This is a genomic window from Paraeggerthella sp. LCP19S3_G8 (assembly GCF_052119225.1).
Lineage (GTDB): Bacteria > Actinomycetota > Coriobacteriia > Coriobacteriales > Eggerthellaceae > Paraeggerthella > Paraeggerthella hominis.
In genome coordinates this window covers 38665-63109 of sequence record NZ_JBQKFQ010000010.1, presented here as the reverse complement: position 1 = coordinate 63109, position 24445 = coordinate 38665, and the positions used below count along the sequence as shown (strand labels likewise).

18 protein-coding genes are annotated in these 24445 nt (G+C 59.3%); 12 read left to right on the top strand and 6 right to left on the bottom strand.

Going from position 1 to position 24445, the window contains the following annotated elements; translation table 11 throughout:
* The first annotated feature begins 21 nt into the window (after positions 1 to 21).
* Both ACTQZK_RS10860 and eno read left to right on the top strand, forming a co-directional pair.
* Positions 22 to 879: an energy-coupling factor transporter transmembrane component T family protein gene (locus ACTQZK_RS10860; RefSeq protein WP_441899650.1), complete on the top strand. Its 858-nt coding sequence runs from the start codon at positions 22 to 24 to the stop codon at positions 877 to 879.
* A 182-nt stretch (positions 880 to 1061) separates the two neighbouring features.
* Positions 1062 to 2354, top strand: coding sequence for a phosphopyruvate hydratase (gene eno / locus ACTQZK_RS10855; protein WP_216529371.1), 1293 nt, complete (start codon positions 1062 to 1064; stop codon positions 2352 to 2354).
* Between the two features lie 108 nt (positions 2355 to 2462).
* Here the strand turns inward: eno and ACTQZK_RS10850 are convergent, their stop codons facing one another.
* Together ACTQZK_RS10850 and ACTQZK_RS10845 are read right to left on the bottom strand one after the other, a co-directional pair.
* Positions 2463 to 3311: a cysteine hydrolase family protein gene (locus tag ACTQZK_RS10850; protein ID WP_225749763.1), complete on the bottom strand. Its 849-nt coding sequence runs from the start codon at positions 3309 to 3311 to the stop codon at positions 2463 to 2465.
* Between the two features lie 28 nt (positions 3312 to 3339).
* The gene (locus ACTQZK_RS10845; RefSeq protein ID WP_441899649.1) at positions 3340 to 4722 is read right to left on the bottom strand and encodes a uracil-xanthine permease family protein; all 1383 of its coding nucleotides are present in this window, start codon (positions 4720 to 4722) and stop codon (positions 3340 to 3342) included.
* A 222-nt stretch (positions 4723 to 4944) separates the two neighbouring features.
* Here ACTQZK_RS10845 and ACTQZK_RS10840 point away from each other — a divergent pair, with 222 nt between their 5' ends.
* The 8 genes from ACTQZK_RS10840 (at position 4945) to ACTQZK_RS10805 (ending at position 15821) form a co-directional block, all read left to right on the top strand.
* On the top strand, positions 4945 to 6567 hold the full coding sequence (locus ACTQZK_RS10840; protein WP_441899648.1) for a PucR family transcriptional regulator: 1623 nt from the start codon (positions 4945 to 4947) through the stop codon (positions 6565 to 6567).
* 172 nt (positions 6568 to 6739) lie between these two features.
* Positions 6740 to 7843, top strand: coding sequence for a ring-opening amidohydrolase (locus tag ACTQZK_RS10835; RefSeq protein ID WP_216529375.1), 1104 nt, complete (start codon positions 6740 to 6742; stop codon positions 7841 to 7843).
* 92 nt (positions 7844 to 7935) lie between these two features.
* Positions 7936 to 9198, top strand: a complete 1263-nt coding sequence (locus tag ACTQZK_RS10830; RefSeq protein WP_441899647.1) for a hypothetical protein — start codon at positions 7936 to 7938, stop codon at positions 9196 to 9198.
* A gap of 20 nt (positions 9199 to 9218) precedes the next feature.
* Complete coding sequence (locus ACTQZK_RS10825) at positions 9219 to 10106, top strand: DUF2877 domain-containing protein (protein WP_216529377.1); 888 nt, start codon at positions 9219 to 9221, stop codon at positions 10104 to 10106.
* Between the two features lie 21 nt (positions 10107 to 10127).
* Entirely contained in the window at positions 10128 to 11672 is a 1545-nt protein-coding gene (gene fdrA, locus ACTQZK_RS10820; RefSeq protein WP_441899646.1) for an acyl-CoA synthetase FdrA, read from the top strand.
* Between the two features lie 15 nt (positions 11673 to 11687).
* Complete coding sequence (locus tag ACTQZK_RS10815; protein WP_216529379.1) at positions 11688 to 13100, top strand: DUF1116 domain-containing protein; 1413 nt, start codon at positions 11688 to 11690, stop codon at positions 13098 to 13100.
* An 801-nt stretch (positions 13101 to 13901) separates the two neighbouring features.
* Complete coding sequence (locus tag ACTQZK_RS10810; protein ID WP_225749766.1) at positions 13902 to 15158, top strand: molybdopterin molybdotransferase MoeA; 1257 nt, start codon at positions 13902 to 13904, stop codon at positions 15156 to 15158.
* 183 nt (positions 15159 to 15341) lie between these two features.
* On the top strand, positions 15342 to 15821 hold the full coding sequence (locus ACTQZK_RS10805; RefSeq protein ID WP_114567392.1) for a MogA/MoaB family molybdenum cofactor biosynthesis protein: 480 nt from the start codon (positions 15342 to 15344) through the stop codon (positions 15819 to 15821).
* 64 nt (positions 15822 to 15885) lie between these two features.
* Here ACTQZK_RS10805 and ACTQZK_RS10800 read toward each other — a convergent pair whose 3' ends face one another.
* From ACTQZK_RS10800 to ACTQZK_RS10785, 4 genes are all read right to left on the bottom strand, one after another.
* On the bottom strand, positions 15886 to 16740 hold the full coding sequence (locus tag ACTQZK_RS10800) for a dimethyl sulfoxide reductase anchor subunit family protein (protein ID WP_114567391.1): 855 nt from the start codon (positions 16738 to 16740) through the stop codon (positions 15886 to 15888).
* Positions 16737 to 17363: a 4Fe-4S dicluster domain-containing protein gene (locus ACTQZK_RS10795; protein ID WP_216529382.1), complete on the bottom strand. Its 627-nt coding sequence runs from the start codon at positions 17361 to 17363 to the stop codon at positions 16737 to 16739. Before ACTQZK_RS10795 ends, ACTQZK_RS10800 begins: the two co-directional genes overlap by 4 nt.
* A gap of 124 nt (positions 17364 to 17487) precedes the next feature.
* A complete protein-coding gene (locus ACTQZK_RS10790) occupies positions 17488 to 18120 on the bottom strand; it encodes a DMSO/selenate family reductase complex B subunit (RefSeq protein ID WP_114567389.1) in 633 nt (210 codons plus the stop codon).
* Positions 18121 to 18135: 15 nt separating this feature from the next.
* Positions 18136 to 20583, bottom strand: coding sequence for a DMSO/selenate family reductase complex A subunit (locus tag ACTQZK_RS10785; RefSeq protein ID WP_441899645.1), 2448 nt, complete (start codon positions 20581 to 20583; stop codon positions 18136 to 18138).
* Positions 20584 to 20795: 212 nt separating this feature from the next.
* On the opposite strand from ACTQZK_RS10785, the gene ACTQZK_RS10780 reads away from it, so the two are divergent.
* Positions 20796 to 22394: a LuxR C-terminal-related transcriptional regulator gene (locus ACTQZK_RS10780; protein ID WP_216529384.1), complete on the top strand. Its 1599-nt coding sequence runs from the start codon at positions 20796 to 20798 to the stop codon at positions 22392 to 22394.
* A 657-nt stretch (positions 22395 to 23051) separates the two neighbouring features.
* Positions 23052 to 24443, top strand: a complete 1392-nt coding sequence (gene alr, locus ACTQZK_RS10775) for an alanine racemase (protein ID WP_114567386.1) — start codon at positions 23052 to 23054, stop codon at positions 24441 to 24443.
* Positions 24444 to 24445 lie beyond the last annotated feature (2 nt).

Below are 24445 nucleotides of genomic sequence, written 5' to 3'. Positions count from 1 at the left end.
CGATTGTGGCATACTGCCTGCATGCGAATCAACGTAAGCTCTTATATTCCCGGCACCTCGCCGGTGCATGCGTGCGACGCACGGGTTAAACTCGTGCTGCTTGCTGCGTATTCCGCTACGTTGTTTTTGGTGCATACGTGGATTGGCCTGGGGTTGTGCGCGTTGCTGTTCGCTGCTGTTGCGATGGCGTCGACGGTGCCCGCTCGAAGGCTGTTCGGTTTGATGCTGCCGGTGTACGTGATCGTTGCGTTCACGGTGGTGTTCAATGCGTTTTCGTTCGATGTGGCCCAGGCGGCTGCTGCAGGCGGCCCTTCGGGATTGGGCGACGTGTCGGCGGGTTTTTTGGGCGCATGGTCCCCGATTGCTTTGTTTGGCACGTTCGGATTCGTGCCTGCGGGATTTGCGCGCGGCTGCTTCTTCGCCGTGCGGATCATCTTGCTTGTGGTGGGCAGCCTGGTGGTTACCTACACTACTACGTCGACTGAGTTGACCAATGCGTTAAGCAGTTTTCTTCGCCCCTTGCGACGTCTTGGCGTTCCGGTGGACGATATAGCCATGGTGTTCTCGCTCGCGTTGCGCTTCATTCCCGTTACCGCCGAAGAGTTGGCGCGCGTGCACGATGCGCAGCAAGCGCGTGGCGCATCGTTCGACGTAGGCGGGTTGTGGCAGCGTTTGCGGGCTTGGCAGACGGTGCTCATCCCCTTGTTCGTGGGGTTGTTTCGCCGTGCCGACTCGCTGGCCGTGGCCATGGACGCGCGCTGCTACGGCGCCCCCGACGTGGAACGCACCTCGCTTGCGCCGCGCGCGTTCTCGTTGGCGAGCGGCGTGGTGCTGGCGGCAGGGTTGGCGGTGTGCGCGGTGTTGTCGATTTTGCTGTGAACCTGCATTCGAGACTGTACGTTTCTTAGCGCCTGGATGCCTCTTTCTTGATGCTCTTCGGTCTTGCGGGCTGCCGTTCGTCGCTGCGGTTATGGGAAACGCGCAGGGTTGCCGTCTCCCGGTTTCCGACGTGCTATGATTGCTCTTGATGTAAATCGTCATCATCCTACGAGGAGGCATTCATGAGCGTCATCATCGATGTGTTCGGTCGCGAGATTCTCGACTCGCGCGGCAATCCGACCGTGGAAGTTGAGGTCGTGCTGGAGGACGGTTCGTTCGGCCGCGCGGCTGTGCCGTCGGGTGCTTCGACTGGCGCGTTCGAGGCTGTTGAGCTGCGAGATTGCGATAAGGGTCGCTATTTGGGCAAGGGGACGCTCGATGCGGTTGCTCATGTGAACGGCGAAATCGCCGACGCCCTGATTGGCGTGGAAGCCGACGACCAGCGCTTCGTCGACGACATTATGCTGGAAATCGATGGCACCGACAACAAGGGCGCGCTGGGTGCGAACGCCATCCTGGGCGCGTCCCTGGCCGTGGCGAAGGCTGCTGCAGAGTCTGCCGAACTTCCTCTGTACAAGTACGTCGGCGGCGTGAACGCGCATCTGCTTCCCACGCCCATGATGAACATTCTGAACGGCGGCGCGCATGCCGACAACAACGTGGACTTCCAGGAGTTCATGATCATGCCGGTCGGCGCCGACTCGTTTGCCGAAGCGCTGCGCTGGTGCGCTGAGATCTACCACACGCTGAAGAAGGTTCTGCACGATGCCGGCCTTGGCGGCGGCGTGGGCGATGAAGGCGGTTTCGCTCCGAACTTCAAGACGAACGAAGAGCCGCTCGAGTACGTGATGAAGGCATGCGAGGCTGCTGGCTACAAGCCCGGTTCCGACATCATGTTCGCTATGGACCCGGCTTCAACCGAGTTCTACGATGCCGAGAAGCAGAAGTACGTGCTGGCCGGCGAGGGTCGCGAGCTGACGAGCGCCGAAATGGTCGACTACTGGGAGGCTTTGGTCAACAAGTACCCCATCATCTCCATCGAAGACGGCATGGCCGAAGAGGACTGGGACGGCTGGAAGCAGCTGACCGAGCGCATCGGCGATCGCGTGCAGCTGGTGGGCGACGACCTGTTCGTCACGAATTCCAAGCGTCTTGCCAAGGGCATCGAGATGGGCTGCGCGAACGCCATTCTTATCAAGGTGAACCAGATTGGCAGCTTGACCGAGACGCTTGAGGCCATCGAAATGGCGAAGCAGGCCGGCTATGCGTGCGTCATGAGCCACCGCTCGGGCGAGACCGAGGACACCACCATCGCCGACCTGTCCGTGGCCTGCAACACCGGCCAGATCAAGACGGGTGCGCCGTGCCGCAGCGACCGCGTGGCGAAGTACAACCAGCTGCTTCGCATCGAGGAAGAGCTTGACGCTCAGTCGACGTATGCCGGTATGGCTGCGTTCTACAACATCAAGCGCTAGGGTTATCTGCAAAATCGAGAGGCGTGCGAAATTCATGCCTTTCGGCGGAAGAAGCCGCCAGCCTCCTTGAGGGGCTGGCGGCTTCGTTCTTGTGGTACGACTGTCTTTTTAGGCGGTTTTCATTGCCTCGATTGCTTGAATGAGTCGTTTCGAGTCGGTTACGTTGCCGAACACGCCTCCCTGCATCTTGATGGATTTAATGGCGGCTTCATGGTTGCCCGGGTCGGTGGCCCCTGTGCCGTCTTTCATGAGAATGCACCAGTATCCGTAATCGTTGGCTTCGCGCATGATGGTATGTACGCATACGTCGGTGGTGATTCCGCAGATGACGATATGCGTGATACCGAGATTTTTCAGTACCATATGGATGGTGCTTGAGCCGAACGCCCCTTTTCCTGCTTTATCCACTATGAATTCTCCTGGCATGGGCTTCACGCGTTCGTGCAGATTCCAATTCTCCTGACCGCGTACGAGTAGGCGTCCCATGCCCTGCTCTGGTTTATCGCCGATTCCTACGCCGTTGCCGATGATTTTGCTGCGTAGGATTTTATTGAACGGCGCATCGGATAGGTCGGGCAAGTGGCCTTCTCTTGTGTGGATAACGTTCATGTCGGTTGTGCGAACGGCGGCCAAGGCACGCTCGATAGGGCCTAGCGCTGATGCCGTCTGCTGAAGGTCGTAGCCCATTACGTCGACATAACCGTTCTTGCCGCAGAAATCGATTTGCATGTCAACGCAGATGAACGCCGTTCGTGCTGAGTCCATTTCGACATAGGCGGTGTCCCCGAAGTTCGGGCAGTCCTCCACGGGCAAGGTCACAAGGGTCCCGATCGGGTTGCCGTAGAGCCACGAGGGATAGTGAAACGTTCGGGTTTCGAGGAAGTCCTCGTAAGCTTCGTCCACCCGTTTCAGCATGGTGCCCCTGGCTTCGTCGTGGATTTTTGGCGCGTCGATCATATCTGTCTCCTTTTATGTTGTCGGACAACTACTTTGTTTCGTCGGTCGAGTTGGTGATACGGGGTGGGTTTTCGGCGCACGCCGTGCTGGTCGTATCGGCTGCGTAGCGACACTGCGGCTTTCTCATAACGAGTTGTTCCATGATTACCGTCAGGATGATCACCATGATTACGGGGTTCTTGAGCAGGGTGGAAACAAGGCGCGGGGTTTCGGAGAAGAAGGAATCGGGCAGAAACGATGTGCCGAGCGCAAGGAAGACCGAGAATCCGACGATGAATATTTCTCGCGTATTGAACGCGCCCGCTTGAACCATGGTGCGTGCACCAATCCCGATGAGCGTGCAAGCCACCCCTATGAGCACGGCTCCGGCTACAGATTCGGGCATGGCAGCCATCACTCCTCCGATGGTGCCGAAAAAACTCATGGCAATGCATGCGATGCTTGCACATATCAAGAAGAACCTGGAGGCTACGCGGGTTAGCAGCACGAATCCTAAGTTCTCTCCGTATGGTGCGGTCGGCGGGGCTCCCAAGGCGCCTGTTAGGCAATGCTCGATCAAGCCGAATATCGTGAACGTGCGTCGGTGTTCTCGTTCGGTTTGTTTTGCGTCGACGATTTCCGAATACCCTTCAACGTTGCCGTACGCGTTCGCCGATGCGAATATCGTCACTACGGTCATGGTGACGATGAGATCGATCGGCGGAAGCGATATGCCGTAAGGGAACAGTTGGGGAATGGTGAAAACCGGCATGGAAGCTACGAGACCCCAGTCAAATTTACCCAAGGCTATAAACGCAAGGTAGCCTATAACGATGGTTATGAGCACGGGGACGGTGGCAATCAGGCCGCGTCCTTTGATGGACAGCCATCCGCAGAACAACGCCAGCCCGATGCCCAGAGCGAAGGGCATCGAAAACCCGTCCGATGCCACCAAGCTGACGCCGGTGGTGCTGGTGGAGAGGCCCACCATGAGTATCATGGCTCCTGAAACAAGCGGGGTCCATACGCTGCCAATCTTATCCATGATGCCAAGCGCACTCAAAATGGCTACGATGATGCCCGCTATGATGAAGGCGTTGAAAGACTCCAGGGCGTAATCTGCCCCTCCGACGGAACAGGCGGCCACAATGGCCAGCGAGGGGATGATGTTGGGACCCGAAATCATGGCAAGTCGATGCCCAAAGAGGGCTTGCAGCAAGGTTGATGCACCGATGACGAACACTACCCGCGTCATGTATAGGCAGAGATCCTGCCCTTCGAACCCAAGGCCTTTCCCAACGATGGAGTACCCCCAGACCACGGGATAGAACATGATCATAATCCATTGAGCCGAATACAGTATGGCGTCGCGCTTTGTCCGAGGCGTATCGTCCGGGCCATATACGAGCTTGTTGGCAGAGTTGGAGGACATGGGGCATTCCCTCCTTTCGACCATGCGTCCGAGCATGGCGAGCGGCTGAACAATGCTGGCGAGGAGGATGCGCGTCCTTGTGTAGACAATCTTACAGAATTGATGCATCGGGGTCTTTGTCAGTTGTTGCCAAAGACCCCGATGGTAATTTGGCAGCAGAAAATCATGTCTTTCCACTAGGATAAATAGTGCGCTTCCGTGTGCGATGGCAAAGGGGGCTTCATGCACAAAACAGTCAGGGATATGTTTGGTCTTGAAAGTTTCGAGGGCGCTAAGGTTGTCGCAGGGGAAAGCGGCTTGTCGAACACCGTTGTAGGGGCATCCCTTATGGAGGTTCCCGACGTGTTCCCTTATTTGGAACGGGATACGCTTCTGCTGACCACGCTGTTTCCCATTGCCGACGATGCCGAGCGCATGGATGACTTCATAGCCCGGGTATACGAGTGCGGCGTGGCCGGCGTGTGTATAAAGCCCTTGCGCTATATTGGGAAAATACCGGAACGTATGCTTCAGCAGGCTGATGAGCTGGGAGTCCCCGTGCTCGAACTGCCGCCTGACGCCAATCTTTCAAACATGGCCAACCAGATACTTTCCCTATCGTTGAACGAATACATCGCGCAGCTTCAATTCCGCAGCCATGTGCACAATGTGCTGGCTGAGCTTTTACTGAACGATTCGGATGTGCAGGCGCTCGTAGAGCGCTTGGGCGTGCTTGTGGAAAGGGATGTCTGCGTGCTGGACAAGGACATGAAGATCATGTGCGCCGCGTCGGCTGCCGGCCAGCTTTTCGAAGAGGGCGCGCTTGCCGATCGGGTTGATCCTCGGAGTATGCTGGAGCGCAGACGCAAATTATTGATCGACCACAGCTTGTATCCTATTGTCGCCGGCAAGCATCGATTCGGGTATGTTTACGTTTTAGGCTATCCAGCCGATTCGAATGACCGCATCAGCATCGATATAGCTGTGGAGCAGTCTGCTATTTTGCTTGCAGCGCTGTTTCTTAAAACGGATGCGGTGTTTAAGAATCAGAAGAACTTTCGCGATGTGTTCATTCGAGACCTGTTGCAGGGCAAAGTGAAGTCACCTATCGAGATCGAGAATAAGACGAAGGCGTTCGGCATGTCCCTTGTGTTCCCGCAGCCGGTCATTTGCTTGAAGGCATTCACGGAGGATGAAATTGCCCGCAAGGAGTTCTATGACAGGGCGATCAACACCGGTCTTTTCGATGAATGGTACGCTAAGCTGGGGGATCGTTTGATCCAGCGGGTGTACCTGGTGTATTTCAATGACGCCATCGTGGTGCTGGGAGGCGTTGCCGACGAGGATCGATTAGTGGCTTTGTTCCGGAGCATCATGCCCGATCTTATTGCGTTGGCTCGTGCCAAAAGCGTGAAGATAGGAGTGGGAATATCAGACTCATGCGACCATATTCAGGCGCTCGATATGGCGTACGCGCAGGCTATGAGCGTGCTTAAAACGGGAGGGGCTCTGAACAAGCAGTCATTCGTCGACACGTACTCCAAGCATCGGGTGTTCTCTATTATCGAAAACGTAAGCAACGTTGACACGCTGAAGCAGTTTGTTCGCGACAAGATAGGGGTGCTTATTGATTACGATCATAAAAACGGCACCGATCTCATGGAGACGCTCGGACTTCTGATAGAAGGGGACCTGAACTACAAACGCGTGGCAGAGCGATCGTTCATTCATTACAACACCGTACGGTATCGCGTGAGCAAGATCGAGCAGTTGGGGGTTGGGTTGAAGCCTGGCCGCGATTTTGCGGAAGTGGTGGTCGCTCACGATTGTTGGGTGTGGCTTCGTGCGCTTGAGGATATGGAGTAGTTCCGTATAGCCGGTCCTTTCATAGGTGTTGGTTCGAATTGACAATGATCATCGCGATCCTTTGGTGACGAACGACAATGACAGGTAAAAATCGCGTCCATACAATGGGTGCATAGGGATAAGCCCATTGGCCAATGGTTCTGCCCAGTCACTTCAACCAGGAGGATGCTGTATGAAAAAGATCGATGTTCACAAGATCGAAATGTCCAGTCCTGATGACACACGTGGCTTGAAGAGCCTTATAGACGAAGGCGTCGTGGATCCGAAAACGATTATTGCCGTGCTCGGTAAAACCGAAGGCAACGGTTGCGTGAACGACTTCACGCGAGGTCTTTCGACCATCGCGTTCAAATTGCTCATTGCTAAGGAAACCGGCTGGTCTGAAGAGGATATTGCGAAGAAGGTCGCTTTCGTGATGTCCGGTGGCACTGAAGGCGTGTTAGCTCCTCATGCTTCCGTATTCTGCCGTATCGAGGCGGAGGGCGAGCCTACGTCTGCAAAGACGCTGGCCGCAAGCTCTGGCTTCACTCGAGAGTTTCTACCTGAAGAGCAGGGAACCATGGCGGTGGTGGAGGAATGCAAGCGCGTGACGCTGGAGCTTATGGAGCAGGCTGGCATCACGTCTGCAGAAGACGTGCATTTTGTGCAGATAAAATGTCCGTTGCTTACGTCTGAGCGGATTCTTGATGCGCAGGAACGTGGTCATGATGTTGTAGTTCATGACACATACGAATCTATGGGATACAACCGCGGAGCTTCTGCATTGGGCGTCGCGCTTGCGCTTGGGGAGGCTGCCGAGGGGTCCGTCACCGGCGATGCCATTTGCAGCGATTGGTCGCTGTACTCGAAAGTGGCATCGACGTCGGCTGGTGTTGAACTGCTGAATTGTGAAATCATCTTGATGGGCAATTCTGTCGAATACGATAGCGCCTATACCATTGGGCACAGCGTCATGAAGGACGCCATTGACCTCGAGGCTGTGTTGGAGGCCATCGAGAATGCCGGCATGGAGCTCGATGGGCTGCCTACGGCGCAGCAGAAGGCAAAGATCGTCAATGCGCTTGCGAAGGCAGAGGCCGACTCGACAGGTTATGTTCGCGGTCGTCGCAATACTATGCATACTGATTCCGATATAAACCATACGCGTCATGCGCGCGGTGCCGTAGGCGGTGTGATAGCTGCTGCTGTAGGGGATCCGATGATCTACGTATCGGGCGGTGCCGAGCATCAGGGTCCGGACGGCGGCGGCCCGATTGCCGTCATCGTTGAACGATAGTCGAATGCCCCATGCCCCGATCAGATGGGCATGGGGCTCCTTCTAAAACCGAAGTCTGCACCTCATAACCATTCCAGAGAGAGGATGGGAAGATGCAATTTGTCTTGAGTCTTGTTCCGCTCGCTGTCATCATCGTGCTTCTGGTCATGAAAAAGCACATGCTGTTCGCGGGCCTTGTCGGGGGCGTCGCCGCTATGATAATCGGCGGGATTTCCTTCGGCGATTTGGGCGGTGCCATGACCAAGGGTCTGGGAACCATGTTCGGCAATGTCGCGCCCATTCTGTACGCTGCGGCAGCGGCTATGGCCGGCAAAGGCGGTTGCTTTAAATCGCTGGTCAATCTCTGCGAAAAACTGCTAAAGGGTAAGTTTGCCGTGCTCGCCGCCGTGTTGGTTGTCGTGCAGGCTTGCGCTACGTACATGGCCGGTTTGTCTGCAGGGAATACCATGGTTATCGCACCTCTGGTGTTTGCCGCCATCGGCGCGGTCCCTGAAGTGGTTGCGGGCATGGCTATTGCGGGCGCCGTGTGCTTCATCACCTCCCCTGCGGGCGCGCAGGGCGTGGTCACGGCTGAGAATATTGGGATTGATGTAGTCGAGTTCGCCAATATCATGACGCCGTTCACTATCGTGTTGGTGTTGCTGGCAGCCGCCCTTGCCTTCTATGGGGTGTACCGTCGCGGCACCATGGTGGCCGATCGCGCGGCTAAGGCATCTGAGGGGGTTGTGGAGGAATCCGTCAGCAATGCGAAGCTGTTCGTGCAATCCATTCCCGTTATCGTGTTGCTGCTTATGGTGGTTCTTGGCGGTTGGGTCAACGGCTTGGTGGGCTCGCATGTTATCGTTCCCGCCGTCACTGTATGCGTCGTCTGCATTCTCATCGTCATGTGCACGCCGCTCGACATCGAGGGAACCTGCAATGCGCTTATCGACGGATCTCAGTTCATTCTGACGACCATGTTCTCGGTAGGCATCTTCTTGGGATTCATCAACCTTATGGAGCAGATTGGCGCATTTTCCAATATTGCTTCTATTGCGAGCGCGGTGCCGACGTTCATTATGCTTCCGGTGGCTATGATCATCGGTTTCTTGATCGCCATACCTTCGGGCGCGTATTGCGCCGGTGTGCTCACGCTGATTCTGCCTACCATGGCGCTTATGGGGTTTTCTCCTATCGCCATGGGCCTTATTGCGTTGGCTACCGGCTTGGGAACCCAAATCAGCCCTGTTCAGATCAATGTCGTTGCGCTTTCGAATGGATTTGACAAGAGCATAATGGATATCGTGAAGAACAACATGAAGTACATGGTTGGCATGCTTGTCCTGCTGATCGCGGTTTCGTTCTTCTTCGCATAAGGGTACGGTTGGGGGCGTTCATGCTCACGCTGCAAGCGCATGCGTGCGACGAGGAGTTTCGAAAGGCCATGGAAAGCCGAACGCCTCTTGAAACGATGCAGGTGTTCGACCATGCGGTGAACTTCCTGCTTGGGTCCAGCGTGTACTCTCTGGTTTCCCATCGCAGCTATGCGGCTCCGTGCACTGCAACAGTGGAAGATGGATTCTCGTTCCGCTCGCATCCGATTGTTGCTGGATGTACGGCGGTATGGGAGCGGGGCGACCTTGTGCTTGCTCCTTCGCTGCGGGTTGGTTTTTCGGCATGCGAGATTTCGGACGTGCGATGTTCGGCTCTTCCTTGGAGCAGCGAAAAGGCGATTGCGGGTCTAAGTGCATTCGATGAGCATCTGGTTTCTTGGGATTTCGATTGCGGCTGTCTTGCAGGGTACCGCATCCGTCGATTCAAGGAGAGCAGGCAGATGGACCCGATGACCGCCTGTGTCGAATGGCGGGCGATGCGCCTGCTGCGCACGGCGATGCAAGGAGACGCCGTTGGTGGGGCCGTTCGAGGATTGGTGGGAGCGGGTATCGGCTTGACTCCTTCGGGCGATGATTATATCGATGGATTCTTGTGCATGCTTGGCAGTATCGATCATCCCGATGCTGCGGCCGTTCGCGCACGTATCGTAAAGGATTTGCTGGAGCCGGGAGTGCTGCAGGCTACGACGGCGGTAAGCCGCCAGATGCTCATATGCGAATGCGCCTTTCGCTCTGCTTTGCCTCACTTGCGCTTGGTGAACGCCTTGCTCCGGGATGCGCAGGATATGCGTCCAGCTCTTTCCGAGCTTCTTGCAATCGGCCATACATCTGGAGCCGATTTTGCCTCCGGAGCCGCAAGCGCGCTCTGGGAGTTTGTATCCAACCATTAAAACTGAGGAAAGGACGCGATAATGCATTGCGTAACAATCGTTCAGAAGAATTCGTACTTCGATTCGGTGACCCTGATGTCCATTGGCAGTGAGATCAAGGGACAAGGCAGGGTGGAACAAGCTGTTGTAGCCATGGCTACCGAGCTGAACAAGGAGATACTCGAGAACGTTGGGCTTGCCACCGAGGAAGTCCGGGCTGCCGGTTCGAATGATTTCATCATTGCCGTGATGGCCGAAACTGAAGAGGAGTGCGAGCAGGCCGTTGCGTCGGTGCGCGAGAAGCTAAACAGAAAAAACGATGCTTCCAAGCAAGAGCAGGTCGAGGAGTATCGAACGGTGCGCCAAGTGGCTGCAAAGGGCATGGGTGACATCGCCGTCATATCGGTCCCGGGTCGGTATGCGGCTCGAGAGGCCATGCTGGCGTTGCGGCAGGGGCTCCATGTCATGATGTTCAGCGACAACGTGCCTGTTGAAGATGAACTTCGCTTGAAAAAGTACGCAGCCGCTCGCGGACTGCTTGTTATGGGTCCCGATTGCGGAACGGCGGCCCTCAATGGTGTGGGCCTATGCTTCTCTAACAGCGTCCGTCGCGGGTCGATCGGTCTTGTTGCTGCGTCGGGCACGGGGTTGCAGGAGGTCATGGTGCAGGTCGATCGCATGGGAGGCGGCGTTTCTCAAGCTGTCGGCACTGGTGGGCGCGACTTGAGTGAAGCCGTAGGCGGCATCATGATGCTCGAGGGCATCAAGGCGCTTGATACAGATGGCGATACGAAGGTGATCGTGCTCGTATCGAAGCCTCCCGCGAAAACTGTGATGTTGAAGATCCTTGATCTGCTGGAGACGGTGGATTGTCCGGTGGTTGCATGCTTTCTCGAGGGCGACACGGGTCTTGCCGTCGCACCGCATATCCATTTGTGCGACAACTTGTACGACACAGCCGTCTTGGCGGTGGCGCTGGCCAACGGAAACGTTGCTTCCAGAGAAGATTTTGGTGAACCGGATGCGTGGGCGAATGCGATGGCCTCGCGCGTGGAAGGGCGCTTCCTGCCCGACCAGAAATTCGCTCGAGGTTTCTTTTGCGGCGGCACTTTGTGCGCCGAGTCCGTGTCTATCTTGCGCTCGCGCCTGGGCTCGCTGAAAAGCAACGTATCCCATCGGCCCGGCGAGGAGATGCATGGGTCGGATGGGTGCGTGGGCAACGTGCTGCTGGACATGGGCGATGACGAGTTCACGAACGGGCGGCCTCATCCCATGATCGAGCCTTCGCTGCGCAACGACAAGATCGTCGAGCAAGCGCACGATCCAAGCGTGGGCGTCATTCTTCTGGATTTCGAGCTGGGGTTCGGTTCGCACGAAGATCCGGTGGGCAAAACCATTTCTGCTATTCGCGAGGCACGTGCGGTTGCTGCGGCGCAAGGGCGCGAGCTGCTCTTCATCGGTTACGTATGCGGAACCGCCTCTGACAAGCAGGACCTGGCAGCCCAATGCGCGCTGCTCGAGCAAGAAGGCGTATTGGTCGCTGACAGCAATAAGGCTGCATCGCTCCTGGCCGCCGAAGTACTGTAAACGGAAGGTGACACCATGAACGCAATCAATGATCTGTTCGGCACCGCTCTGAAATTTGTGAACATTGGGGCTCCCAACTTTGCGGAAGACCTCAAGCTGCAGGGGCAATCGGTCATTCAGCTGGCATGGCAGCCTCCTGCTATGGATGCGTCGTTGCTCGAGGTGCTCGATGAGCTGATGGACGACGATGCCGTGCAGGCTGCGAATGAGGAAGCCGTGCGCCGAATCATGTCGTCTCAGACGAGACTGGTGGGTCTTGCGCGCGCGCTCGATGTGATTCCCGGTATGACAAACGATACCATCTTGCATGCCGGCCCACCCATTGCATGGCGGGACATGTGCGGCACTATGCAAGGCGCCATCGTGGGCGCGCTCCTGTACGAAGGCCGGTGTGCAACCGAGGACGAAGCGCGCGGGTTGGCGGCAAGCGGCGTCATAACGTTCTCTCCATGCCATGAGCACAATGCCGTGGGGCCTATGGCAGGCATCATATCCCCTTCGATGCCTGTTCATATCATAGAAAACGAACCATACGGAACGAAGGCTTATTGCACGGTCAACGAAGGATTGGGAAAGGTTCTGCGTTTCGGGGCGTTCGACGCTTCGGTGCTGGATCGTCTTTCTTGGATAGAAAAGGAGTTCGCTCCCGTGATGGACGCTGCCGTCCAAGCGCTCGGCGGCATAGACACCAAGGCAATTATCGCGCAGGCCGTGCAGATGGGCGATGAGTGCCATAATCGAAACAAGGCTGCTACCAGTCTACTGATTAAGGAGCTGGCGCCCGTGTTGATGGATTGCGGCGTGCCTGTTGGCGTGGCTCAACGAGTACTGCGGTTCATCGTGGCGAACGAGCATTACTTTCTCAACCTGTCGATGCCTTCGTGCAAGTGCTCGCTCGATGCGGCGATGGGCATCGAGCATTCCACCGTGGTTACGGCCATGGCTCGCAATGGTGTGGAATTCGGTATCAAGGTAAGCGGTTTGGGGAACGCTTGGTTTACGGCGCCCGCCCAAATGGTAGAGGGCTTGCTGTTTCCTGGTTTTTCAGCCGAGGATGCCAATCCTGATCTAGGGGACAGCGCCATCACCGAAACAATGGGGATTGGCGGATTTGCCATGGGCGCGTCTCCAGCCATCGTTAAATTCGTTGGAGGATCCGTTGGCGACGCGATACGCTACACCGAGAGCATGGGGGACATCACCGTGGCTGAAAATCCTGGCTTCTCGTTACCGTCGCTTGATTTTAAGGGAACGGCGACGGGTATTGATGTGTTGAAGGTGCTGGAGAGTGGCGTGCTCCCGGTTATCAACACGGGCATTGCCCATCGAGTTCCGGGCGTGGGTCAAGTGGGTGCAGGCATCGTGCATCCGCCGATCGAATGTTTTGAGGGGGCTTTGGCTGCGTTTGCGAAGACCCGTATGAACTGAAGTTTGGTTCAGGCGGTGCTGTGCCGCAGCTGCGTACGATCTCGCTGAAGGGAGGCGCCCGGCCAAGACACGGGATGAGGTTCGCGCTTTTTGGCGACGGGCCTTACCTGGCCAGGCGCCTTGTGCTTTTGGTGGCGGGATCTGTCATTTCGGCGTATGGCATCGCGCTTGCCATCGAAGCGGGTTTCGGAAATGTCGCGCTTGTCGTGTTGCGGCAGAGCGTGTCCCGAACGTTCGGCATCGCCATGGGACAGGCTTCTCTTGCAACATCCCTGATCATGATAGGTTTTGCATTCTTGTGCGATAGACGGCCGAGCCGAATGGGCACTCTGGTGCATCAGGTAGTTTGCAACGTGTTCGTAGATGCGTTTTCAAGGGTGCATAGCTACGGTGGATTCGTTCCAATTAATTCTTTTTTTGTCGATGATCGTGAGCATTTTGCTGTTTGCGATAGGGGCGGGAGCGTATGCCGCCACCGATACGAGCAGGGATTCGTGCGAAGCGGCGACGTTTGCGCTGACGGATAAAAACAGATGGTCCATCGGCGTTGACCGGATGATTGAAGACGCCGTTGTGGTTGCAAGGGCCGTCCTTCGGGGCGGCCTTTGTCGTGCGCGCATGTCGAGTAGGGGTCGGACTGTCGATTGCAATTGCTTAAAGATTGGTCATCGAACCGGAATCGCGCCGCTTTTCTATATCCTCTAAGCGCTATAATATGCGTTAGTGAATAAGCGGTTGCGCCGAGCTTGTGCGCGAGGGGTTGCGCGTGCAAGCTCGACTCGCCTGGTAGGGAGGATGCTCATGCTTGAAATGGTTTCGGTCGAAGAAGCTCGTGATCTGGTTCTTTCCCATGTTGAGACGTTGCCGGCCGAAACGGTGCCTGTTTTGGACGCCGCCGGGCGGGTTGCCGCAGCTAATTTGAAAAGCGACATCGACATTTCCCCGTTCGCGCATTCTGCTATGGACGGCTTCGCGGTTCGGGCCGCCGAACTTGTCGATGCGAGCCCGGAATCTCCGATGGAGCTTGACGTCATCGCCGAAGTGGCGGCGGGCGACACGTTCGACGGTCCCATTCGGGATGGGCAGTGCGTGCGCATCATGACTGGCGCCCCCATCCCCGATGCGGTGGACTCCGTGGTGAAGTACGAGATCGTGAAGGTGGTTACGGGCGATGGCAAGCCAAGCAGCCGGGTTGCCTTCACGGCACCGACCGCTGTGCGCTCGAACGTGCGCGAAGCGGGCGAGGAGGCTAAAGCCAACGAGGTGGTGGTTGAGCGCGGCGAGGTTATCAACCCTGCTGGCGTAGGCTTTCTTGCGGGATGCGGCGTGGTTGAGGCGCCGGTGCATCAGCGTCCTCGCGTGGCCATCATCTCCATCGGGTCCGAGCTGGTCGATCCTTCGGAGGTCCCCGCAGCGGGCAAGATTCGCAACTCGAACAGCTACGCCTTGGCCGCCTCGGCGCGCGCGGCTGGTGCAAAGCCCGTTGTACTGCCCATCGTCGAAGACACGCAGGAGGCTTTGGCGGCGGCGATCAACGCGGCGGTGCGCGACTTCGATTTCGTGGTGACCAGCGGCGGCGCGTCGAATGGCGACTTCGATTTCATCAAGCCGGTGGTGGAAGAACTAGGCGACCTGTTGATGACCACGGTGAACATGCGCCCGGGAAAAGCGCAGACGTTCGGCGTGGTGAACGGCACGCCCGTGTTCGGCCTGCCGGGGAATCCGGCGGCTGCTTACGTGGGCTTCGAGATGCTCATCCGTCCCGCACTGCGCAAAATGCAGGGCTATACGTGCTTCGAGCGCCCGTCCGTGATGGCCAAGTTGGCGCGCGACGCCAAAAAGCGCGACCCTCGTCGCATCTTCTTGCGTTCCACCCTGTCCAAGAACGAATCGGGGGAGTACGTGGTCGAGCCTGCTCGCAACCAGAGCTCCGGTTTGTTCGGCCCCCTTCAGAAAAGCAACTGCATGGTCGTGCTGCCCGAGGGCCTGGAGGGGCGTACGGAAGGCTCGCTGGTCAGGTGCATTCTGCTGGACGTCAACGAGGAAGTTTGCCTGTAAGGTTCCGCCGTTCTGCCGAACGGCGGAACGGCTCGACGCTGCGAGGGACCGGTGCACACCGAATTCGCGGGATCCCGGAAGCTCGCGTACCCAAGGTACGCTTCGCCTCCGCGATCCCGCGAATTCGGCGCACCCCAGCCCCTCTCGCTGACTGACTACGCCAACCGGTGAGAAAGGTTTACCATGGATCGAAACATCACCTTCGCTATTATCACGTGCTCCGATACGCGCAGCTTGAAGCAAGACACGGCCGGCGCGGCCCTCGAAGCGCTCATCGCCGATAACGGCTGGGAGTGCAAAAGCCACGTCGTGGTGAAGGACGAGCGTGCGGACATTTCGGCCGCCATCGTGCATGCGTGCGACGAGCTTGATGCTGACATCGTTTTGACCTGCGGCGGAAGCGGCCTTTCTTTGCGCGATGTGACGCCGGAGGCCACGATGGACGTGTGCGAGCGCAATGTTCCGGGCATTGCCGAAGCTATGCGCGCGCACAGCTTGGCCATCACGCCGTATGCGATGCTGTCCCGCGCGCTGTGCATGCAGCGGGGCCGTCATTTGGTGATCAATCTGCCTGGCAGCGAAAAGGCAGCTCGCGAGAATTGGGACGGCATCGCGGCCGCTCTTCCGCATGCGGCCAAGATGATGGCGGGCGGCGGGCACTAGACTCGACCGGCTCTGCCTAAGCGGGCGTCGGCGATGCTTTGGCGTTGCCGACGCCCTCCGTTTTCTAAAACCCTACCGTCATGTGTAGGTTGTAGAAAACGATGCGCGTGACAAGCACGGCGGCCAGCACCAGGACGCTTGCCGCAATGCGCAAAATGAACGTGAGACGTTCCGCCTGCCCGCGGCGAAGCGAGAAGCCGGCGGCCGCTACGCCCGCAACGCCAAGCACAAGGTGGGTTGCTATAGCCGCCGGATATCGTGGAGCCAGGGAAGTGGCGGCAATTTCGTTGTTCGCTATAAGCGATAGGCTGGCATCGTGCATGATCAGTACCGCAGTACCGGCGATCAAAGCCAGGCAGGCCGCAGCGAACAAGCCGATTTCCAGGCCGAAGGGCCGTGCGTGGGCCATTTCCAGGAACAGCATTCCCAGCACGGGCCCAGCCAGCAGGGCGGAAAGAACCAGGTTCGCCGGCGAGTACGGCGTGTCCCAGGTGGGAACCGTGTGCACGGAATACGCGGTGGACGTTGCCGCGATCAGCACGATGCCCGCGATGCACGAAAGCACGAGCCACGGCTTTGCCACGGCATCGGGAAAGCGCTGCTTGAACGCCGTCATCCAGTACGATCCCACAAGAAACAAAAACGCCACAGCCGAGAGCACTTCGTTCGACAGCGGCGATCTTCCGATGCCGAAAAACACGTGCAGCGCGTTTGCCGGCGTTCCCAGGTGCGTTGCCGAAGCGATGAACCCGATCAACGCCACGGAGAACGGAAGCGCGATCACGCGATCGATGCGCACGGCGGCTTCGTGGTTGCGGACGCCCAGTCGCGCGCAAGCCAGTACGATGAACGCCACGACGCCTGCCGGAGCAAGCGAGGTGAACAAAGCGAGCGAGAACGAATCGAATCCGCTGTTCATGCGATGCTCGCTTCTTGGCGGTTGGCGATGCGTCCGCCGCCGTCCGTCGCGCGCTCGGCGGCGGGCGACGGGAGTATGAACAGGTTGGGGTCGGTCGCATCCTCGGAAGGAAGCGGCATGATGGAGCGTACCGCGGTGGGGTACCGCTCGGCCAGCGTGCCCGCCGCTGCGAAGTCGAGCGCGCGCACGGGGCATGCTTCCACGCAGATGGGGGCCTGCTCGTTCGCGACGCGCGTGCGGCATCCGTCGCACTTGCTCGATCGCTTCAGCTCTTGATCGATGCGGGGGGCATGGTAGGGGCAGGCCATGGTGCAGTAGCCGCATCCGATGCACTTGCGTACGTCCGGCCACACCAAATCCAGATCGTCTTTGTGCATGGCGCCGGTGGGGCATACCTGTGTGCATACCGGGCTGTTGCAGTGGTTGCAGGCGATGGAGATGTGATATGCGTAGGCATCTTGGTAAAGCGTGCTGTCGTTGGTGCGCGTCCAGCCGCCGCCTTCGTAGTCAAGAACCATGCGAAATGCCAGCTCGGAGCCATGGTCGTGGTAGTCCTTGCACGCAAGGACGCAGGTTCTGCATCCCGTGCATCTTGTGTTGTCGAAGAAAAATCCCCGTGGCATGGCATCGCTTCCCGTACGGCCGGCTGGTTGTCGGCTCCCTCTCGTCTGGGCCTATTATAACGGTAAGCCGGCGCGCTGCTTGAGTGCAGCGCGCCGGCCGGGGAGGGGTGCTTGGTTCGTCGGTCTATGCCAGCGTTACTTCCTTTTCGTTGGCGATGGCGCCGGTCTTGTCGCCGGGCTCTTTCGCCGCCGGGCAAGGCAGAATGGCGATAGAGGGGTTCGTCGTGTCGGGCGAGGGCATGGGCGCAATGCCGGCCACGGTGCCCTGGTGCTTCGCGCGCAGCTCTTCAATGTCGCCGAACTCAAGCGCGCGCAGCGGGCATGCCTCCACGCAGATGGGGCTCTTGCCCTCGGCCACGCGGTCGGCGCAGCCGTCGCACTTTACGCCGCGGCCGATCTCCTTGTTGACGATGGGCACGTTGTAAGGGCACGTCTCCACGCAGGCCCCCACGCCGGTGCACTTCTCGTCGTCGATATGCACCAAGCCGTTTTCGGGGTCTTTCACGATGGCGCCCTGCGGGCACTTCGCCATGCAAGCGGGCTTTTCGCAATGCTGGCAGCCCAGCGACACGTGGTATGCGTACGTGTCGGAGGTGAACGTGCCGTCGCCCGCGTCCGTCCAGGAGCCGCCTTCGTAGTCGTATACGCGGCGGTACGCTATGTTGACGGGCAGATCCTTGTAGTCCTTGCACGCCATTTCGCAGGTGCGGCAACCCGTGCAGCGCGTGCTATCGAAGTAAAATCCATACTGAGTCATGTCGTCTTCCCCCCTTTATGCCTTGGTGACTTGAGCGATGATGGAGTGCGCGGGGCCGTTGCCCTTTGCCAGCGGCGTGGGCTTGTACGTGGTCAGCGTATTGACGCATGCGCCTTCGTCCACGCGGTCACCGCTCATGTTGGCCTTGTGCCAAGCGCCCTGCGGAATGCCGATGGTGCCGGGCACGATACGCGGCGTCACCTTGGCTTCGATGCGGATCTCGCCTGCCGGGCTCTTCACGGCCACCTTGTCGCCGTCTTTGATGCCGCGCGGATCGGCGTCCATCGGGTTGATCCACAGCTGTTGACGGGCCACGGCTTCAAGCTCGGGGATGAACCCGAACGAGGAGTGCGTGCGGCTCTTGTGATGGAATCCCGAGCAGTACAGCGGGTACTCGTCGGTGACGGATCCGTATCCCTGGAAGCCAGGCGTGAATACGGGGATGGGGTTGATGACCTCGTCCTCTTTGAGCTCCCACGTAGCGGCGATGGTCGCCAGCTGCTCGGAGTAGATCTCGATCTTTCCGGAAGGCGTGCCCAGCGGGTTTTTCGCCGGATCGTCGCGGAAGTCCTTCAGTCCGATGGACGGCTCGAGCGCGCGCTTGTAAATGCCCTGCGCCTTGATCTCGTCCCACGTGGGCATCTTGCCGTCGGCCTTGGCGCCCTCTTCGTACAGGTGCTGTATCCATTCCTCCTGCGTGCGGCCTTCGGTGTACTCGTCCTTCTTGCCGAATTTGTCGGCGATGTCCGCGCACACGTCGTAGCTGGTGCGGCACTCGCCCGGGGCCTCCTGGGCCGGTCCGCCCACCACGACGGCCGTGTAGTACTCGGAATAGCCCTGCGTCTGCATGTTCAACTGCTCGGAGCGCATGGCGTCGGGCAGCAGGATGTCTGCGTACTTGGCGGAGTCGGTCATCACCGTGTCCCATACCAAGATGAATTCCAGCTTGCTTTCGTCCTGCAGCACTTCGTGCGTGTAGTTGATGTCGCCGTGCTGGTTGGTGATGCAGTTGCCGGCGTAGTTCCACAGGAACTTGATGTCGCTGCCCAGCTTGTCGGCGCCGATGATTCCCGCATTGGTGGCGGTCATGTCCTTGCCGTGGTCGACGGCGTTCACCCACTGGTACACGGGGATGGCGGTCTTGATGGGGTTCTTGAACGGCAGGGAGCCGACCAAGTACGTGGGCGGCTCGGCCTCGCGCTGGCCCGTGTTGGTGCCCGGTAGGCCCAGCTGGCCGATCAGGATAGGCAGCATGCTGATGGCGCGGGCCGTGTCCTCGCCGTTGGTGTGGCGCTGCGATCCCCAGCCCTGGCAGATGAACGGAGCCTTGGCGGCGGCGATGGCAGCGGCCAGCTCGCGGATCTTGTCCGCCGAGATCTGCGTGATGGGGGCGGCCCACTCGGGGGTCTTCTCAACCATGTCGTAGCCGGTACCCATGATGTAGTCCTTGTAGGACTTGTTCTGGCCCTTGGCGGACTCGGGCATGGTGTCCTCGTCGTAACCGACGCAGTATTTGTCCAGGAACTCCTTGTTCACCTGGCCGTTGGCAATCCACTCGTGCGCGATGGCGGAGCACAGCGCAGCGTCGGTGCCGGGGCGGATGGGCAGCCACTCGTCCGGATGGCCCGATGCAGACTCGTTCAGGCGGTAGTCGATGTTGATGATCTTGCCGCCGCGGCCGTTGACGGCTTCGCGCACCTTGGCGAAGTCCCACACGGCGTTCGCGCCGCCCATGCGGGTTTCGGCGGGGCTGTTTCCGAACATGACCACCAGGTCGGATGCGCGCTCGGCCTCGGAGAACGAGGAGGCGTTCACGTTGTCGTACGGGCTGTAAACGCTGCCCTTCTCCTTGTCGCTGCCGAACATGTACGGCATGACGGCCGACATCATGTGCGTGGAGTAATCGTAGCCCTGGTTGATGAAGCCGCCTAGCAGACTGAGCAGGCGCTTGCTGGGGTTGCGCCCGGTGGTCGAGTACATGCCGGTGGCGTAGTTCACGTAGATGGCTTCGTTGCCGTACGTGTCGATGACGCGCTTGAGCTCGCTTGCAATGGTGTCGATGGCCTCGTCCCAGGAAATCTGCTCGAACTTGCCTTCCCCGCGCTTGCCAACGCGCTTCATGGGATACAGCAGGCGGTCAGGGCTGTTGATCCAGCGGCGCATGGAGCGGCCGCGCAGGCAAGCGCGCGCTTGCAGGTCGGCGTCGCCCGTGTTGTCGGATTCCATGTAGACGATCTTGCCGTCGCGGGAATGCCACTGGAAGACGCAGTTGCCGCCGCAGTTCACGTTGCACTGGCTCCAAGCGATCTGGTCGCTTGTCGCGGCGGCGCCGTCTTTCGCGGTTTCCTCGGCCTTGGGTGCGCAGCCGTAGAGCGCGGACCCGGCAGCTCCTGCGAGCGCGACGCCCGCGAGCGACCTTTTGACGAACGTGCGGCGCGATAGCGTCGATTCGTGTACGGTCATAGTTCCCTCCTCTGACTATGGTTGTTCCTCTCGCCGTGGTCAAAAGTACCGGAAACCGGCGGAAGAAGAATCACACTCGTCATGTGATTTAAGGGTAAAACCCCAGGTCGCGATATAACCATACCGCAAAAATCGCCAAGGTGCCTTCTTGCGAGACGACGCTCGTATGCTACCATGCTTTGCAGTATGGTACCGGAGGGGGTGGCAGCTACATGACGCAATCGACGGCGCGGACGCACGTGTCCAGTTGGGGCTATGCGTGCTTTTTGACGGTGAACGCGACGTCTATTTGGGGAGGCGTCTTTCCGTTTCTGCCGCTTGAGTTTCAAACGGCAGAAGTCACGCTGACCTTTTTCCTGGCGCAGGCTTTGGCGTTCGGCGGAGCCTTCGTTGCCAGCATGTTCGGTTCCTATTACGTTCCCGGCGGCGCCCGTCGCATGCTGGTTTCTTTGAGCGCGCTTTTGGTGTTTGGCGGCTCGGCGTGCCTCATCGGCGCCATGTACGCTACCGTGGCCACCCTTGTGCTGGTGGCCGGCGGCGGCGTTTTGCTGGGCGTCGGCTGTGCGGGCATGTTCATGTTGTGGCAGCGTTATTTCGCGTCGTTGCCGGCGGAGCGGGGCAACTTGCGCTTGATCGCGGGCACGGCCATAGCCCCGTTCATCTATTTCGCACTGTATTTGGTTCCTATTGCGTTAACGGCCTTTTTGATTCCGCTCGTGTTCGTTCCGCTGTGCGGTTTGTGCATTGCCCTTTCGGTGCGCGAGATGCGCGTTGACCAGCCGATGTTCGAGGACGTTCCGCGTCAGCACCCGCGCGTGTACCGTCAGGCCATATCCGATTATTGGCGAAGCGCCCTGTGCGTAGGATCGCTTGCTTTAGCCAGCGGCGTCATTCGCGGCATTGCGCTTCTGCACGAAGAGATTGCCGCGGTGGTGAACAGCGCGTCCATGCTGGGCTCGTTCGTCTCGGCGGCGGTGCTGTTGGTGCTGTGGTATCGCATGAGCTTTCGCTTCGGCCTTACGTCGGTGTTTCGCGTGGTGTATCCCGTTATTATCACGGGGTTTTTGCTGCTGCCGTTTTTGGGTCCGATATACCTGAACCTGTTCGCGGGCTTTACGTATATGGTGTTCTCGCTTGTTCAGATGCTTATGATGATGCAGTGCGCGCAGGTTTCGCGCGACCGCGGTATCAACCCCGTGTTCATTTACGGGTTCTTTGGCGGTGTTGCCTACATTATGCAAAGCGTGGGATTCTTGCTAGGCTGGGTGAGCGATTTCGTGTCCGTGGACGGGCGCGAGTGGCTGTTCATCGTGGCGATGGCGTCAAGCTACGTGCTGGGTCTTACCCTGCTTGCGGCAACGGGCACGCTGTTCAAGTCGATTGCTTCTAAGGGGACCGTGACGGCGGATCCTATCGAGTTCCTGCCTCTGGGCATTTCCCAGGCGTCGGGGCGCGCTGCCCGCAAGGCGATCGCCGGTGTCGATGGACCTACCCAGGACGCCGATCCGTCGTCGCGCAAGGGCGCGTCATCCAAGAAGCGTCGCAATCGTCCTTCGGCCTCCGAAGATGCGGGTGCCATACGGGACCGCACGTCGAAGCAGTGCTTGCAGCTGCAGGAGCGCTACGGCCTGTCCATGCGCGAGACCGAGGTGACCGAGCTTATCGCGCGCGGAAACAGCATGGCGACTATTGCCGAACGCTTGGTCATCAGCGAGAACACGGTGCGCACCCACGCCAAGCACATTTACACGAAGCTGGACATCCACAAGCGTCAGGAGCTTTTGGACATGCTGCACGAGCTGGACGGGTAGGGCTTCTCGCGCGTCGCGCGGGCGGCGCGCGTGGTGCCGCGGGCGGAGGCCCCTGGCGTCGCGCGGGTGCCGCGGGCGGTGCCGTGCGAAGGTCCCTGGCGTCGCGCGGGTGCCGCGGGCGGTGCCGTGCGAAGGTCCCCGCCCGCGAGACGCCCCCCGCACGCGCCGCCGCGGGCGCGGCATGCCGCTTGCGCACGAAAAATCCCGTTTGCTGGCAGGTTCTGACGGTTTGAGGTCGTCATGCCGGGCCTCGGCTTCGCCGTCGTTCGGCCCGGTTTTCGTTTTGCCTGATCAGGAAGTCGGGTTTCCGCATCGCGCTTTCGATGACGCTCGTGCCGCCGGGTCAGACGACCTCAAACCGTCAGAACCTGCCAGCGACAGCGGTTTTTCGTGCGCAACCTCGCATGTAACCCTGTATGCAACTCTGCAGAGAAGCGCTTCCGGGATGGCTGCGCTCGGGAGGGGGAGGGTCGCTCGTGCGAACGGCGCCCCGCGCGAACGGCAGCCCTTGCGTTCGGATTCCGCCTGCGCGCAAGGCCGGAAGACGGCTGTGCGGCACGTACCACTAACGTCGGGGTGTTGCGCTCGCGGCGGTCCCCGGGCCGGTCGAACATTGCAGTGCTATACTGGTGCCCGATCGACTGAAAGGCATGCAGCATGACGGCACAAGAGCTTCCCAACGGATTCACCGGCTTCGCGAATCGCAAGCCGCTCGGCTTCGAATCGGCGCGTTCGGCCATCAACGCGAACGCGCGCGGCGCGGGGTCGTCGGGCGGGCAAAGCGCGTACGAAGCGACCTCGGCGGCGTTCAACAGCGGCGCGGAAGGCGCGTTCCAGTACGCGCGCGACCATGCTCGCCCCGATGACGAGCCGGCGCAGTTCGATCCTGATAAACTGCGCCTGATCCCCACCACCGATCGTCGATGGGCCTGGACCGAGATCGACCTCAACGCGATTCGGTACAACGCCACCATGATCAAGCAGCGAGTGGGAGCCGGCGTGCGCGTGATGGCCGTGGTCAAGGCCGACGCGTACGGACACGGTGCGGTGAAGTGCGCCAAAACCGCGCTCAATTCCGGGGTGGACTACCTGGGCGTTGCTACCGTGGACGAGGCGATCGAACTGCGCGAAGCCCTGGTGAACGCCCCTATTCTGGTGTTGTCCCAGCCGCCGCTTTCCGCTATTCCGCTGCTGCTTGCGTACAAGGTCATGCCAAGCGTGTACACGCCCGAGTTCGCTATCCAATACGCGGAAACGGCCGACGCGTACGGTATGAAGGCGCCTTACCATTTGGCGGTGAACACCGGCATGAACCGTATCGGCGTCCGTCACGACGAAGTGGTCGAGTTCATGGGCCAGGTGAGTTTTCACCGGGCGTTGGATTTGGTGGGCACGTTCACGCATTTCGCCACGGCGGATTCCGCCGAAACGCTGGATTTCCAGATCCAGGTCAAGCGCTTCATCGAGGCCGTTACCGCGCTGAACGTGGCGGGCTTCAACCCCGGCATCGTGCACGCGGCCAACACGGCGGCTGCCATTCGGTACCCCGACGTGCATTTCGACATGGTGCGCCTGGGCGTGGGCCTGTACGGCCTGCATCCCTCGTCGGTGACGCGTCCGCTGATCGATTTGAAGCCGGTCATGAGCGTGCATGCGCGCATCTCCGACGTGCGCACGGTGCCCATGAGCGAGGGCGTGAGCTACGGAATGAACTACCGCAGCCCCGGCAGCGTGAAGATATGCACGCTGCCTATCGGGTACGCCGACGGCTTGCGCCGCGGGCTTTCCGGCAGGACCGACGTTATCTTGAAGGGGCAGCGCTGCCGTCAGGTGGGCAACATTTGCATGGACCAGTGCATGTTCGAAGTGGACATGCGCACGTATGCGAACCGGCTCAAGCTTGACCCGCAAATTGGCGACGAAGTGCTGTTGGTGGGCCGCGAAGGCGATTCCGTTGTGACCATCGACGACATGGCGAACACCCTGGGGACCATCAACTACGAGGTTGCCATCGGGTTCAGCCATCGTATGCCCAGGTATTACGTGTAGAC